Below are 15,156 nucleotides of genomic sequence, written 5' to 3'. Positions count from 1 at the left end.
CCAGTCACACCATGACGCTACGTCTCTGATTTGTTGTTGGGCTACACTGGCGCCATCTCCTTTTTTGTGTTCTGAGAGGTTGCCATGGCCGAGTACAAAGCCCCGTTGCGCGACATGCGTTTTATCCTTGAAAACGTATTCGACGCACCTGCTCAGTGGGCCAGCCTGCCTGCGTTGGCCGAGGTCGCGGACGCCGAAACCGCCCTGGCCGTGCTGGAGGAAGCCGGCAAGCTTACCGGTACCGCCATTGCTCCCCTCAGCCGCGCCGCCGACGAAGAAGGCTGCCATTACGCTGATACCGTCGTCACCACGCCCAAAGGGTTTGTGGAGGCGTACAAGCTGTATGCCGAAGGCGGGTGGGTGGGTGTAGGGGGCGATCCGGCCTTTGGCGGCATGGGCATGCCCAAGGCCATTTCGGCCCAGGTCGAGGAAATGGTGAACTCGGCCAGCCTGGCCTTTGGCTTGTACCCGATGCTCACGTCCGGGGCGTGCCTGTCCATCAGCGCTCACGCCAGCGAAGCGCTCAAGCAGCAATACTTGCCGAACATGTACGCCGGTGTATGGGCAGGCTCCATGTGCCTCACCGAGCCCCATGCCGGCACCGACCTGGGCATCATCCGTACCCGCGCGCTGCCCCAGGCCGATGGCAGCTATAAGGTCAGCGGCACCAAGATATTCATCACCGGCGGCGAGCACGACCTTACCGAGAACATCATCCACCTGGTGCTGGCCAAGCTCCCCGACGCACCGCCCGGGCCGAAGGGTATCTCGCTGTTCCTGGTGCCCAAGTTCATGGTCAACGCCGATGGCAGCCTGGGCGAGCGTAATGCCGTGAGCTGCGGCTCCATCGAGCACAAGATGGGCATCCAGGCGTCTGCCACCTGCGTAATGAATTTCGACGACGCGGTCGGGTACCTGGTGGGCGAAGAGAACAAAGGCCTGGCGGCCATGTTCACCATGATGAATTACGAGCGCTTGGGTGTGGGTATCCAAGGGTTGGCCTCCGGTGAGCGCTCATACCAGAACGCCGTGGAATACGCCTGCGAGCGCCTGCAAAGCCGTTCGCCCACAGGCCCACAGGCCAAGGACAAGCCGGCCGACCCGATCATCGTGCACCCGGACGTGCGCCGTATGCTGCTCACCATGAAAGCCATGAACGAAGGCGGGCGAGCCTTTTCCACCTATGTGGCGATGCAGCTGGACGTGGCTAAATACGCAGAAGAACCCGAACGCCGTACCCGTGCCGAGAACCTCGTAGCGTTGCTTACGCCTGTGGCCAAGGCATTCCTCACCGATGCCGGCCTTGAAACGACCGTTCACGGCCAGCAGGTATTCGGTGGCCATGGCTATATTCGTGAGTGGGGCCAGGAACAGCTGGTGCGCGATGTGCGCATCACGCAGATCTACGAAGGCACCAACGGCATTCAGGCGCTGGACCTGGTGGGCCGTAAAGTCGTGGGCAGTGGCGGGGCATTCTACCGGTTGTTCTCGGACGAAATCCGCGCGTTTGCCAGCGGCGCCTCCAGTGACCTTGCCGAGTTCACTGCGCCGCTGACGGCCGCCCTCGATACCCTCGACGGCCTTACGGAGTGGGTGCTCACGCGTGCCGCCGGCAACCCGCAGGAAATCGGCGCTGCCTCGGTCGAATACCTCCAGGCCTTTGGTTACACGGCGTACGCCTATATGTGGGCGCGCATGGCCCGGGCTGCGCTGGCAGGGGGCGAGGAAGCGTTCTACGCCAGCAAGTTGGGCACCGCGCGGTTCTACTTCGCACGGCTGTTGCCCCGTATCCATTCGCTCGCCGCTTCGGTAAGGGCAGGCAGTGAATCCTTGTACCTGCTGGAAGCCGAGCAATTTCTGGCTGTCTGACGGCGTGTAAGCCATCGCTTACACGCACCGGTGTCGATAGCTGATTGGCGCCCGCCGCTGCGGTGCGTATCTTGTGCACATGGACGTAGCGCAGGAAGCGCCGAACAGAAAAGGGACACGAAAAGGATCACTGCCAAGGTTGGCGGGACGATATGGATGTCAGGGAAACAAGTCTGCAAACCCCGCCTCGGCGGGGTTTCTTGTTTCTGGGAATATGAATCGATGGACCCCCTGCGAGAAGCGCGAAAAACGGCCTTCCTGCGGCGCTGGCAATTCGCGAGCTCCGCCCGCTTCCTACAGGGCAGGAGGCGCCAACCGCTGAACCGCAGCGGCGGGCCGGGGTCTGTGAGGTATACCTTTTGGAGGCATTATCCCATGGACCTTATCCGCATCATTTTCGCCATCCTGCTCCCCCCGCTGGGCGTTTTCCTGCAAGTGGGCTTCGGGGGCGCCTTCTGGCTCAACATTCTGCTCACGCTCTGTGGCTACATTCCGGGCATTGTGCATGCTGTCTACATCATCGCGAAACGTTAGACCAGCCCCTTGTAAAACAGCCACTCCTGCTCCAGTGCGTGCGCCAGGTTCTTCGCCTGGCGAAAGCCGTGCCGCTCCTCGGCGTAGTAGAACGCTTTGACCGGTACGCCGTTGGCCTCTAGCGAAGCGACCATCGCCTCGGTCTGTTCGGGCACCACCACCGTATCGAGCTCGCCTTGGAAGAAAATCACCGGGGCCTTGATACGGTCAGCGTGTTGTAGCGGGGTACGTTCGGCGTAACGCTGGGCATCCTGGTCAGGGTCGCCGATCAGCCAGTCCAGATAATCGGCCTCGAACTTGTGGGTTTCGCGCGCGAGCGTCATCGGATCGCTTACGCCATACAGGCTGGCACCGCCGCTGAAAATATCCAGGAACGCGAGGGCGCACAGCGTGGTGTAGCCACCGGCGCTGCTGCCACGGATGAAGGCGTGGGCGTCGTCTACCCAGCGTTCGGCGCGCAACCAGGCTACAGCGTTCCCGGCATCCTGTACGTCCGTCACGCCCCAGTTATGCTGCAACGCCATGCGATAGGCGCGGCCATAGCCGCTGCTGCCACGGTAGTTCAGGTCGGCAACGGCAAAGCCACGCTGGCACCAGAACTGTATGCGCGGGTCTAGCACGGGGTAGCAGGCGGAGGTTGGGCCACCATGAATGAACACCAGCAAGGGCGCGTTCGCCGGTTCGCCGTACGCAGGGTAAAAGAAGCCGTGTGCCTCGCCGTCGCCGCTGGGGTAGGTGAACGGCCGGGGTGTTGTGATCGCTGAGGCTGGCAGTAATGGCTCGCTACCTGCGATTACGTCAAGCTCGCGGTCAGCTCGGTTGATGGCGATCACCGCAGGCGGAAGCAGCGGGGAGGCGGCAATGGCATACAAGTATTCGTCAGTGGCAGCGATGCTGCGAAAACGTGTGTAGTGATCGGTGTAATCGGTCAGCTCTCCCGCATCGCTGACAACGCCGAGGTAGCCGAAGCCTTTCTCCAGCCAGCTCGCGGCATAGCCGCCTTCAGGCAGCGGCAACCAGCTGGTGGCACCCAGTTGCCAAGGCGCGCTGGCGTGGTCCGCCGCTTTGCCGGGCAGCATGGCCCAACCATCAGCGGTTTCGCCCCAGGGTTGCCAGAACCCTTTGCGATCGCTCAGGCAATACAGGCGGCTTTGGCTGTCGAACCGTGGCTGCTGCAGGGATTCGGCTGTTCTGTTGCCCGCCACGCAGGCCGGCGCATTCCAACCCTCGCTGCCCGCGCGTTCCGCACACATCAAGCGAGTGCGCGTCCACGGCTGCTCGGGGCGGTCCCATTCCACCCACGCCAGGCGCTTGCCGCACGGGCTGAGTGTGGCCGCGCCGTAGAAGTCCGCGCCCTCGGCCAGTACCTGGCGCTCGCCGGTTTGGGCGTCGAGTGCCACCAGGCGGTGGCTGGGATAAGGCAGCCCTGGCCATTCCTCTACCGCCAGCACCAGGCCGCGATGCCATGCCAGGCCACCATAATGGCAGCCACCCTGGCTCAGCAGCTCGGGCTCGCCCAAAGGCGTGACCGCTTGCCGGTAGATCTGCTGGTCTTTTTCATTGACGAAATACACCGCCTCCGGCCCGGCACAGAAGGCCCCACCGCCGTACTCGTACACCCGGCTGCGTACGCTGAACCCTTCAGGTGTGACGCAGTGGGTGGCGCCTTCCTGCCAGCGATAGAGCCGGGAGCTACCTTCTTCAGGGCGGAATTCGTTCCAGAACAGCCCGGCGCTGGTAACAGCAAGTTCGGCGAAGTCGCGGCCAGCGGCAACCACTTCCGGTGCGCCAAGGGGCTCAGCCCCGGGCGATGACGTGTGAATTTCGCTCATTTCGGTAGGTCAGCCCTTCGATAGGAGTGGTACTGCGCTCGGCTTCCTCCCGCGCTGCCAAAATCACCCCATGGTGGGCCGATTTGGCACACACCGGGTCGGCATTGCTGGCGTCGCCGGTCAGCATGAACGCCTGGCAGCGGCAGCCGCCGAAATCCTGCTCTTTCTCGTCGCAGGAGCGGCAAGGCTCGGGCATCCAGTCATAGCCCCGGAAGCGATTGAAGCCAAAGGAGCGGTACCAGATATCATCCAGCGACTGTTCCCGCACATTGGGGAACTGCACCGGCAACTGGCGCGCGCCGTGGCAAGGCAACGCGGTGCCGTCAGGCGTCACGGTCAGGAAGATACTGCCCCAGCCGTTCATGCAGGCCTTGGGCCGCTCTTCGTAGTAATCCGGCGTCACGAAAATCAGCTTGCACGGATGGCCCTCGGCTTCGAGCCGTGCACGGTATTCGTTGGTGATACGCTCGGCCCGGCGCAGCTGCTCTTGTGTCGGCAGCAAACCTACGCGGTTCAGCTGTGCCCACCCGTAGAACTGGCAGGTGGCAAGCTCCACGAAGTCAGCTTCCAATGCCAGGCACAACTCGATGATCCGGTCGATACGGTCGATGTTGTGCCGATGGGTCACGAAATTGAGCACCATCGGGTAGCCCCGTGCCTTCACCGCTCGCGCCATCGCCAACTTCTGCGCGAAGGCTTTTTTCGAGCCCGCGAGCAGGTTGTTCACGTCCTCGTCGCTGGCCTGGAAGCTGATCTGGATATGGTCCAGGCCAGCCGCCTTGAAGGTATCCAGGCGGGCTTCGGTGAGGCCGATGCCGGAGGTGATGAGGTTGGTGTAATACCCCAGCCGGCGAGCCTCACCGATAAGCTCGGCAAGGTCCTGGCGCACCAGCGGCTCGCCACCGGAAAAGCCCAGCTGGGCCGCGCCCATCTCGCGGGCCTCGGCCATCACCCGGAACCATTCCTCGGTGGTCAGCTCTTTCCCCTGGGCGGCGAAGTCCAGCGGGTTGGAGCAGTACGGGCACTGCAGCGGGCAGCGGTAGGTCAGCTCCGCCAGCAGCCACAGCGGCAGGCCCACTGCGGGCTCAGGCGAGCTGGAGCCAGTGCTTTTCACGCGCCACCTCCATGAACTGTTCGACGTCGTCGGCCAGCTCCGGTACACCCGGGAATTGTGAATTCAGGCTGTCGATGATTGCCGCGACACTGCGCTGGCCGTCGATCATCGCGCCGATGGCGCCCGCGCTCTCGTTGAGCTTGATCATGCCCTCAGGGTAGAGCAACACATGGCCTTTCTGCGCCGGCTCGTATTGAAAGCGATAGCCGGGGCGCCAGGCGGGGACCCGGTTACGGTCGAAACTCATAGTGTTATTCCTTTGTGCCAGACCCGCTCGCGGGTCACGCTGTGGTAAGGCGGGCGATCGAGTTCATAGGCCATGGTCATGGCATCCAGCATGCTCCACAAGATATCGAGCTTGAACTGCAGAATCTCCAGCATGCGCTGCTGGCCTTCGATCGTAGTGTAGTGGGCCAGGGTAATCGCCAGCCCATGCTCTACATCCCGGCGCGCCTGGCCCAGGCGGGTACGGAAATATTCGTAGCCTGCCGGATCGATCCACGGGTAATGCGCCGGCCAGCTGTCCAGCCGGGACTGGTGAATCTGTGGCGCGAACAATTCCGTCAGCGAGCTGCTGGCTGCTTCTTGCCAGCTCGCACGGCGGGCGAAGTTTACATAAGCGTCCACGGCAAAGCGCACGCCCGGCAGCACCAGCTCCTGGGAACGCAGCTGGTCGGGGTCCAGCCCCACGGCCTCCCCCAGCCTTAACCAGGCTTCGATGCCACCGTCCTCGCCCGGCGCGCCGTCATGATCCAGCAGGCGCTGAATCCACTCGCGCCGTACCTCGCGGTCCGGGCAGTTGGCAAGGATGGCCGCATCCTTCATGGGGATGTTGACCTGGTAGTAGAAACGGTTGGCCACCCAGCCCTGGATCTGCTCGCGGGTGGCGCGCCCTTCGTACATGGCCACATGGTACGGGTGGTAGATGTGGTAATAGGCGCCCTTGGCGCGCAAGGCCTGTTCGAATTCGGCCGGGGTGAGGGGTTGTTCGCTCACTGGAATGCCTCTTGTGATCGGTGTAGGGCGCGTCATCCATTCGCGAGCTACGCCCGCTTCCTACAGGTTGAAAGCTCCTGCAAGGCGCAGGCGTACCTACAACTGGATGCTCATGCCGTCGAAGGCCACTTCTACGCCGCGCCGCTCCACTTCGGCGCGCTCGGGGGAGTCTTCGTCGAGAATGGGGTTGGTGTTGTTGATGTGGATCAGCACCTTGCGCGCAACGTTCAGGCCGTCCAGCACTTCAAGCATGCCGCCGGGGCCGTTCTGCGCCAGGTGGCCCATTTCCCGCCCGGTACGGGTACCCACGCCACGGCGTTGCATCTCGTCGTCTTCCCACAGGGTGCCGTCTACCAGCAAGCAGTCTGCCTGCGCCATGCGCGCCAGCAGTTCCTCGCTCACCTGGCCCAGGCCTGGTGCATAGAACAACCGGCCGCCGGTGTTCAGGTCTTCCACTATCAGCCCGATGTTATCGCCGGGGTGCGGATCGAACCGGTGCGGGGAATAGGGTGGGGCAGCGCTTCGCAATGGCAAAGGGGTGAAGCGCAGCGCCGGGCAGGCCGGTACGGTGAAGCTTTCGTCCAGGCCGATCCGTTGCCACTGCAAGCCACCGTTCCAGTGGCTGAGCATGTTGAATAGCGGGAAGCCTGTGGTGAGGTCCTGATGGACCATGTCGGTGCACCACACCTGGTGTGGGCAACCTTCACGCAAACTCAGCAGCCCGGTGGTGTGGTCGATCTGGCTGTCCAGCAGGATGACCGCCCCGATGCCCGTGTCGCGCAGCGCGCGGCCCGGTTGCAGCGGCGCGAAACTTTGCAGCTGCGCACGAATGTCCGGGGAGGCGTTGCATAGAATCCAGTTCACGCCGTCATCGGACAGGGCAATAGAGGACTGGGTGCGAGCCTGGGCGCGCAAGGTGCCGTCACGCAGGCCACGGCAATTGGGGCAATTGCAGTTCCACTGAGGGAAGCCACCACCCGCCGCCGAGCCGAGGATTTGAACGTACATGTGGGCTCTCGAATAGCGCAAATAAAAACGCCCCGGCGAACCGAGGCGTCATGCCGATCGTTGAGATCAACGATTAGCGAAGTACATCGTTACTTCAAAACCAATACGCAGATCAGTGTAAGCAGGTTTGGTCCACATGGGCGTCATCCTCTGTAGGAAAGAAAAAAGCCGGCAATGTTTAGTCCGCGCGTGGGCGCGGACGTTCATGCGAGGTTGGCCGCCATTGTACTCAAAGTAACCAGCCGGTCAGGTGAAAAATAAAGGAAAGCTCATTACCGTTCCGGTAAGAATGTTCCCATTGCCTCCCACCCTTTCGGTGCTTCACCCCCGTTTGCCAGTACCAGCCAGCCGTGGTCGGCGTTGGCCAACCGCCAGGCCGCGCTCACCAGCTCGGTAGAGCGCAACTCCCCCATGGCCTGCTGCAAGCGCTTGAGGTAATCCCCGTCGTGGCTACCCAGGTGTGCCTGCCATAGCGTGTCCGCCAGCTGGCTGGTGTCCATCTCCTCCGGTTTCAAGCGGTTGATCAATGCCTGCCGCTGGCCGAGCAGTTTCTCGCTGCCCAGGTTGCCGATCAGCCGCGGCAGTTGCTTGAGGAACTGATCGAAATGGCCAAGCAACGCGGGCTGGTCCGTGCCGGGTGACTGCACGCCAAACACCAGGCCCGGCAAGCCGGCGATCTGTCGGAAGCTGCTGAACACCGCGTATCCAAGCTGCAACTCTACCCTTAACCGTTGGTAGAACGGCGCCTGGGCGATCTGTGCGATCAACCGCCAGGCAGCGTCCTCGCTGATCGACCCCGGCGGTGCGGGGCAGAACAGCAACAGGGCATGCTCGCTACCGGGCGCGGGCAGCACGCTCCAGCGCTTGCCTTGCATGCGCCGGGCGCGGGCGGCCATCTGTGGGTCGGGGTGGCCCGGCATGGCCCGCAGCGCCAGGTTGAGCGCACTGCGGCTCGAATCATTGAAGCCCAGCGCCAGGCCTTCCCAGGTAGCCACGCTCCAGACCTTCTGAAGTTTGCCCGGCTGCACGTCTTCTGGCTGATGACGGGCGCTGCCACGACTATTGCCCAGGCAGTGCTCGGGCAATTGGCGCAGCAATTCGCGAATAGGCGTTTGTGCTGGCGGCGTCAGCGGCTCGGCATAGCGCCATACCTCTGGCGGCGGCGCATTCAAGACAGCCAGCACCTGCTCCAGCAGCGGCGCCATCGGCTCGCTGACGCCGCTGAGGCGTAGCTGCCAGTCTTCACCCAGGCTGGTGAACAGCACCTTCACCCCGGCTTGCCGTGCTTCGTGCACCAGCCGCTGCAAGGCGCGGTCCAGCACCTGCCATAGGCCAGCCTGGTGGGATGCGCCTACGTTCCAGCGCAACAGCAACTCGGCCTCATGGGCGCTGTTATCCACACCCTGTGCGTAACGCATGGCACGAATGTCGGCCACGGGTTGATCGGGGCGGCGGCTTGGCCGCAGGAAGCGGTTGCGTTGAGGCAGCCGCCAATGAGCGCCAGGTGCGGAGGCGACAAACGCATCTGAGGGTTTGGGCAGCGGATGAAGCACGCGTTCGGGCCGCAACTGGGCAAGCAGGGCACGCAAGGCAACCAGGCCTTGGTTGTCCAGCACTTCGGCGTGTTCTTCAGGCTGAGCCAGGCGCCTGGCCAGGGCCAGGGCGCCGCTGGTCAGGGCCTGGCGCCTTTGCAACAACGCGTACTCCTCACGAAGCATGGGCCAGTCATCCACAGCCTCGAAAAACTCAAGCCAGTCGAATGTCAGCGCACTCAGGGTTGGCAAGTGCCCTTGGCCATGGGCGGTAAGCGTGAACTCGATATCGATCAGCGCCTGCCCTTGGTACAGGTAGTGAGCGCTTACCCGCATGCTTTCGATCAGTTCGCGCCGTAGCAACTCCGCCTGCAATCCGCCGGGCTGGGCATTGGCGAACCAGGTGCTGAAAAACGCCACGGCCGCTGGCGCCCCTTCGGGCAGCTCATCGCAGGCGAACGCCAGGTTGAAGCGGCTGCCTTCGGCTTGTGGCTGAGCGTCCCCGGTACCGTCGAGTAGCGGCGGTGGCGCGGGACGAAGCCGTGGTTTTCCCCTTGGAAGGATGGCACAGGCACGTTGCGCCAGCCGGATCAGGTAATCCTCCGGCTGGGGGCCCACGAGGGTCAGGGTCATCTGCCCGCTGTGGTAGTGGTCCAGGTGGAACTGGCGCAGCGCTACCTGGAACTCGGCGCGCTCGAGCGGCAGGCTATAACGATTACCGGCGTGGAAGGCACGCAGCGGATGGCGCGCCGACAGTGGGCTGGTCAGCCATAGCTCATGGTGGGCCTGGTTGTCCCGTGACCAACTGATGAATTCGGCGTGGAGTACTTCACGCTCACGGCGCTGGTCGGTGGCGCTGAGCCGCGGGTTGGCGAACATTTCGCACATTCGCTCCAGCGCGCCGGAAAAGGCCGGCACCGGAACTTCGAAGAAGTAATCCGTGGTTCGCTCGCGGGTTGAGGCATTGAGTTGCCCGCCATGGCGCTGGACGAACGGCATCAATGCCTGATCGCCGGCGAAGCGGGTGGTGCCGAGAAAGAAGAGGTGTTCAAGGAAGTGCGCGAGGCCAGGCCAGGCCAGGTCGACATCGTGGCTACCTGCATCAACCCGCAAGAATGCAGCCGCGCGCTTGAGGCGTGGCTCGTGACAGATACGTACGCGTAGCCCGTTGTCGAGCACCAGAGTCGCGCTGGCGGCTGATTGAGCAGCAGACATGGGGATCCGATCCAGAGGCAACAGGCCTTCATCGTAGCGGATCCCTGAAAGGGAAGGGGGAAATATTGCGTAACGGTACCGACATGGCGTGCCCGTTACGCAAGCTTCCTTAGTTGCGGAAGGCAGCGCCCGTGGCGACCACGCTGGCCGACGGCAGCAACTGGCTGATGAAGCGGTTCCAGCGCGTGATATTAGCGGGCCCCACGAACACCACGTCGGCGCTTTGCAGGTCGAACTGCCGAGCCAGGAGGAAGGCGGTGGGCTTCTTGGCGTTGAGGTAGAACACCGTGGGCGGCTGGCTGGTTTCCGGTTGCGCGCTGCGGATCACATAGATCGCCTCGGCGTTGGCGGTTTCCTGGCTGATGCCGCCGGCATTACCCAAGGCTTCCATCAGGTTGAAGGTGCTGCCGCCGTAGTTCATTACCTGCGGGTTGTGTACTTCGCCCAGCACGTACACCTTGTTTGCGCGGTAGTTGCCCAGGTGCAGCTGGTCGCCGTTTTTCAGGTAGATGCGGTTGAGCGGCGAGTCCTTGCGGTTGAGCGTATCGATATCCAGCAGGTATTCCTTGCCATCGCGCTTGAGGATCAGCCCGGCAAGGTTGGCGTTGTCCGCCTCGCCGCCAGCCTTGCTGATGGCGCTGACCATCGACAGCGGTACGTTGGTCAGCGGCTGCACGCCGGGGCTGCGAAAGGCCCCCGACAGCACCACGCGCTGGCTTTCATAGCCCTGCACGTTCACATCCACTTTCGCCACGGTGAGGTACTGCGACAGCTTTTGCTGAAGCTCGGCGCGAAACTCTTCGATCGTCTTGCCGCCGGCCACGATGGAGCTGATGTAGGGGTAGTAGATGGTACCGTCACCACGCACCACACGCGCCGCCGAGCTGCCCTGATCCGGGCCCGACGGGGCGTTCAGTTCCTCGTGTTCCCATACCGTTACCACCAGTGCATCGCCCGGGCCGATGCGGTATTCCTCGGGCTTGTACGTCAGCAGTTCAGCCGGCACGGGCTGTGGCTGGTAGATGGTCTTTTCTTCGTTGACGCTGTTGTTGGTGATCTGCACCACGCGCACCGGGCCGTTGATGCCAGTGTCCTCGGAGGCATCGTCCGGTGTCATGTGTTGCCCTGGGGCGAAGGCACAACCTTGAAGCACCGCGCTCAACAGCATGGCAACCAATACATTGCGATTCATTTCAATCTTCCTTGGAGAAACAGACTTCTCGCGTGAGTAATGCGCGGCGGCATCAGTAGGCATTCTTGTTCACGAAGCCCTTGAACAGCGTGAGCGCGATGATTTTCAGGTCCAGCCATACCGACCAGCGTTCGATGTAATCCAGGTCGTATTCGACCCGTTTCTGCATCTTGTCCAGCGTGTTGGTTTCGCCGCGCCAGCCGTTCACCTGGGCCCACCCGGTGATACCGGGTTTCACCTTGTGGCGCAGCATGTAGCAGCTCACCAACCGCCGGTATTGCTCGTTATGCGCCACGGCATGCGGGCGCGGCCCCACGATGGACATGTCGCCCATCAGCACGTTGAAGAATTGCGGCAGCTCGTCCAGCGACGTGCGGCGCAGCACCTTTCCCAATGGCGTGATGCGTACATCGTTACGGCTGGCCTGGCGTACATCGCTGCCGTTTTCCTGAACCGTCATGCTGCGGAATTTCCATACCTTGATCGGGCGGCCATCCAGCCCGTAACGCACCTGGCGGAACAGCACCGGGCCAGGTGAAGTAACCTTGATTGCGAGCGCGATGAGCAACATGGGCACGGCAATCATCGCCAGGATCAGGCTGGAGGCGGCGATATCCTCGACGCGCTTGATCAGGCTGCTCGAGCCTTCCATGGGGCTGTCGATCAGGCTGATGCTAGCCAAGCCGTTGATGCTTTCGCTACGTGCATGCAGCAGATCGAACATGAACACATCGGGGATCAGGTACACCGAGGTGGTGGTGTCGCTCAGGGATTTCACCAGCTCCTGGATCACCGGCTCCTGCACCATCGGCAGGGTGATGTACACCTTGTCGATACGGCCGTCGCGGGCGTGGTCGATGAGTTGATCCAGCCCACCGCGCACAATCACGCGTCGGCCGATCCCTGAAAGGTCCATCTGTTGCGGCTGGTCGTCATAGAAGCCGAACAGCCGCAAGCCCATCCACGGTGCCTGGGCCATGGACAACGCCAGCCGCTCGCCTACCTGGCCAGTGCCCACAATCGCCACATTGCGCGTGTTGTAGCCGCGCTTGCGCAGGGCGTGGAGGGTGCTGCGGATCGCCAACCGGTAGCCACCGAGTATCGCCAGTACGAAAGCGAAGGCCTGCAGGTGATGGGCTGCTGGCAGCGCGCTGTTCTGCGGCAGCAACTGATCGGCCAGCAGGAGGCACACGAACGTCAGCGCCCAATAAGTGGCCACCCGCCGTAGCTCGCTGCTAATCCGCTCGCCGCGCCAGGAGCCATAGAGTTTGTGGTACTCGCTCAACCAGTGGAATACCAGCACGGCCAGCAACACCTTGATCCAGGTTTCACTGGTAATCGGATGCTGGTTGGCCCAATCGGCCCAGAGCGTACCGGCGACGATCACGGCCAGGTCGAGCAAGCGGTGGGCCAGGGAAAGGAAGGACTGGTGGGCGTGAAGAATGCCCTTGTGAGGTGTCGTCATGGTGTCGTCCTGTCAGTGAAACGTGCATCGGTTCAATGTGGCCAATTGCGGGAAAGCCCGGTTACATCGGTGTCACCACCGCCGGGGCGGCCTTGTTCAAGGAGGCCAGGGTGAGGCGTGGCGTAGCGGCCAAGGGTGCCGGCAGGTTGGCCTCGGCGTAACGCACCTCCACGAAGTGGCGGATCTGGCGTTCGAAGCGCCGCTCGCCAAACAGCTCTGCCTGCTCACGGCAGGCCCGCGCGGAAATACGGTGGCCTTCACGCTCGAACGTTTGCACGGCGGCGATCAGCGCTTCCACGCTTTGCTGCGGGTAGAACACCCCGGTGGGTGCCGTGTCGTCCAGGCCCCGTACGGTTTCCAGCACGCCGCCACGGCCATAAGCGATTACCGGCGTGCCACACGCTTGCGCCTCCACTGGCGTAATGCCGAAATCTTCCTCGGCGGCAAACACGAACGCCTTGGCGTTCTGCAAATGCTGGCGCAGCACCTCGAAAGGTTGCTGGCCAAGGATGGTCACGTTCGGCCCGGCCACGGCGCGGGCCTTGGCCAGTTCGGGGCCGTCGCCAATCACCACCAGGCGCTTGTCCGGCATTGCGGCGAAGGCCTGCACGATCATCGGGATTTTCTTGTAGGGCACCATGCGCGAAGCAGTGACGTAGTAGTCCTGCTTCTCGCTGTTGAAGCTGAAGCCACTGGTGTCCACCGGCGGGTAAATCACCGTGGACGGCCGACGATAGGCCTTGTCGATGCGGCGGCCGATGAAGCGGGAGTTGGCCACGAAATCATCGACAGCGGCGGCGGTGCGCTGGTCCCACATGCGCATGTAATGCAGGATCATCCGCGCCAGCTTGCCCTTCAGGCCGGTGTTCATGCCGCTTTCGGTCAGGTACTGGTGTTGCAGGTCCCAGGCATAGCGAATGGGCGAGTGCACATAGCTGATGTGTAGCTGGTCGGGGCCGGTGAGCACACCTTTGGCCACCGCATGGCTGCTGGAAATGATCAGGTCGTAGCCTGAAAGGTCCATCTGCTCGATAGCCAACGGCATCAACGGGAGGTATTTCTGGTACTTGGTACGCGCTTTGGGCAGGCGCTGGATGAAGGTGGTTTTCGCCTGTTTGCCACCCAGGCGGGCGCGGTCTTCATCGCTGAGGAAATCAATCACCGCAAACAGGTCTGCCTGCGGCCAAACTTTCAGCAAAGACGCCAGTACTCGCTCCGCTCCGGCAAAGGTAACCAACCAGTCATGGACGATGGCGATTTTCATTGATGCTCCCTGGCGTGCTGTTCAGCGCCTTTAGTGGTGATGTGCAAAGGGGTGCGGCCGTTTGGCTGCAGCGTATCCAGGCGGTCGCTTATCAGCCGGGCCGAGGCCTGCCAGCTGAACCGCGCCACGTTGCGTAGCCCGAGGGTTCTCAGGTGTTCGCCAATGGACGGGTTATCCAGTACCAGCGCCATGGCGCGGGCCATCTGGTCCACGTCCAGCGGGTCGAAGTACAGCGCGCTGGACTGCAACACCTCCGGGATGGACGCGGCGTTGGCGGCCAGTACCGGGCAACCGCAGGCCTGCGCCTCCAGAGGGGGAATACCAAAACCCTCATACAGCGAAGGGAACACGAAGGCGCTTGCATGTTGGTACTGGTCGATCAACTGGGCGTCGGTCAGCCGCCCCAGGAAGTGAATCCGAGGGTCGCCAGCTGCCTGTTGCTGCAGGCTGGGGTCGGCGAAAATGCCGTTCGCCGCGCCCACGATGCGCAACTCCACTTCCGGGTGGCCCTTGAGCCGCAGAAACGCCTCGATCATCCGTGCGAAGTTCTTGTGCGCGCTGGGCGAGGACACTGCCAGCAGGTACGGCCGCGGGATCTCCAGGCGATGGGGCTGGAACGCGCCGCTCACCGCATTGGGCACCACCAGGATGCGAGCGGAAGGCACGCCGTAGAACTCGCCGATTTCCCGCTTCGAGAACTCGCTGACCGTGATCAGCGTGTGAGCCCGCTTGAGCATCAGTGGGGTCATCCGGCGGTAGGCCGTGCGAAACGCCAGGCTGTAGCTCTCCGGGTGCCGCACATAGGTAATGTCGTGATGCGTGACTATCTGGCGGCGGTAAAAAACGGGTGCGGTGGCGCACAGCGACAACAACCATGGGCGCCCGTTGCGGTGCAGGTACATGGGCAGATCCAGCTGTTCCCACAAGTGCCCCTTGTTGCGGCCGATCACCTGGGCGCCCAGCGTGTGTGCGGTTTCTTCCATACGGATGCCCGGGGGCGATACAAACACCACGTCATTACGCAAGGTTTTCAGCGCGAGGCAGATCTGCTCGGCAAAACGCTGCACACCACGAAGTTCCTGGGTCAAAAAACGCGCATTGATGACAATCATCTTCGATACATCCTTGTGCAGCG

Annotated in this window: 13 protein-coding genes; 2 read left to right on the top strand and 11 right to left on the bottom strand. The window is 62.7% G+C overall.

Going from position 1 to position 15,156, the window contains the following annotated elements:
- The first annotated feature begins 84 nt into the window (after positions 1–84).
- A complete protein-coding gene (locus G7016_RS09520) occupies positions 85–1,869 on the top strand; it encodes an acyl-CoA dehydrogenase C-terminal domain-containing protein (RefSeq protein WP_181113296.1) in 1,785 nt (594 codons plus the stop codon).
- Between the two features lie 375 nt (positions 1,870–2,244).
- Positions 2,245–2,403, top strand: coding sequence for a YqaE/Pmp3 family membrane protein (locus tag G7016_RS09515; RefSeq protein ID WP_011063854.1), 159 nt, complete (start codon positions 2,245–2,247; stop codon positions 2,401–2,403).
- Here G7016_RS09515 and G7016_RS09510 read toward each other — a convergent pair.
- The 11 genes from G7016_RS09510 to G7016_RS09460 all read right to left on the bottom strand — a co-directional run bounded on the left by G7016_RS09510 (position 2,400) and on the right by G7016_RS09460 (position 15,133).
- On the bottom strand, positions 2,400–4,235 hold the full coding sequence (locus G7016_RS09510) for a S9 family peptidase (RefSeq protein ID WP_181113293.1): 1,836 nt from the start codon (positions 4,233–4,235) through the stop codon (positions 2,400–2,402). The two genes, G7016_RS09515 and G7016_RS09510, sit on opposite strands and share 4 nt — an antisense overlap.
- Positions 4,201–5,349 carry a pyrroloquinoline quinone biosynthesis protein PqqE gene (gene pqqE, locus G7016_RS09505; RefSeq protein WP_181113290.1) on the bottom strand — a complete coding sequence of 383 codons (1,149 nt, stop codon included), beginning with the start codon at positions 5,347–5,349 and terminating at the stop codon, positions 4,201–4,203. The genes G7016_RS09510 and pqqE overlap by 35 nt, the downstream gene beginning before the upstream one ends.
- On the bottom strand, positions 5,321–5,596 hold the full coding sequence (gene pqqD, locus G7016_RS09500; protein WP_181113287.1) for a pyrroloquinoline quinone biosynthesis peptide chaperone PqqD: 276 nt from the start codon (positions 5,594–5,596) through the stop codon (positions 5,321–5,323). Before pqqD ends, pqqE begins: the two co-directional genes overlap by 29 nt.
- Positions 5,593–6,381 (bottom strand): pyrroloquinoline-quinone synthase PqqC, encoded by a 789-nt coding sequence (gene pqqC, locus G7016_RS09495; RefSeq protein WP_181113284.1) that lies wholly within the window; start codon positions 6,379–6,381, stop codon positions 5,593–5,595. Before pqqC ends, pqqD begins: the two co-directional genes overlap by 4 nt.
- Positions 6,382–6,441: 60 nt before the next feature.
- Positions 6,442–7,353: a pyrroloquinoline quinone biosynthesis protein PqqB gene (gene pqqB, locus G7016_RS09490; RefSeq protein ID WP_181113281.1), complete on the bottom strand. Its 912-nt coding sequence runs from the start codon at positions 7,351–7,353 to the stop codon at positions 6,442–6,444.
- Between the two features lie 66 nt (positions 7,354–7,419).
- On the bottom strand, positions 7,420–7,491 hold the full coding sequence (gene pqqA, locus G7016_RS09485; RefSeq protein ID WP_003243383.1) for a pyrroloquinoline quinone precursor peptide PqqA: 72 nt from the start codon (positions 7,489–7,491) through the stop codon (positions 7,420–7,422).
- A gap of 134 nt (positions 7,492–7,625) precedes the next feature.
- Positions 7,626–10,100 carry a pyrroloquinoline quinone biosynthesis protein PqqF gene (gene pqqF, locus G7016_RS09480; RefSeq protein ID WP_181113278.1) on the bottom strand — a complete coding sequence of 825 codons (2,475 nt, stop codon included), beginning with the start codon at positions 10,098–10,100 and terminating at the stop codon, positions 7,626–7,628.
- 109 nt (positions 10,101–10,209) lie between these two features.
- Entirely contained in the window at positions 10,210–11,292 is a 1,083-nt protein-coding gene (locus G7016_RS09475) for a polysaccharide biosynthesis/export family protein (protein WP_181113276.1), read from the bottom strand.
- 52 nt (positions 11,293–11,344) lie between these two features.
- Positions 11,345–12,757 carry an undecaprenyl-phosphate glucose phosphotransferase gene (locus tag G7016_RS09470; RefSeq protein ID WP_181113273.1) on the bottom strand — a complete coding sequence of 471 codons (1,413 nt, stop codon included), beginning with the start codon at positions 12,755–12,757 and terminating at the stop codon, positions 11,345–11,347.
- A 61-nt stretch (positions 12,758–12,818) separates the two neighbouring features.
- Positions 12,819–14,021: a glycosyltransferase family 4 protein gene (locus G7016_RS09465; RefSeq protein ID WP_181113270.1), complete on the bottom strand. Its 1,203-nt coding sequence runs from the start codon at positions 14,019–14,021 to the stop codon at positions 12,819–12,821.
- Positions 14,018–15,133 (bottom strand): glycosyltransferase family 4 protein, encoded by a 1,116-nt coding sequence (locus tag G7016_RS09460; protein WP_181113267.1) that lies wholly within the window; start codon positions 15,131–15,133, stop codon positions 14,018–14,020. Before G7016_RS09460 ends, G7016_RS09465 begins: the two co-directional genes overlap by 4 nt.
- Positions 15,134–15,156 lie beyond the last annotated feature (23 nt).

This window comes from Pseudomonas japonica, from assembly GCF_013522925.1.
Lineage (GTDB): Bacteria > Pseudomonadota > Gammaproteobacteria > Pseudomonadales > Pseudomonadaceae > Aquipseudomonas > Aquipseudomonas japonica_A.
The sequence above is the reverse complement of the archived record's forward strand: the minus strand, read 5'-3'. Positions and strand labels throughout refer to the sequence as shown.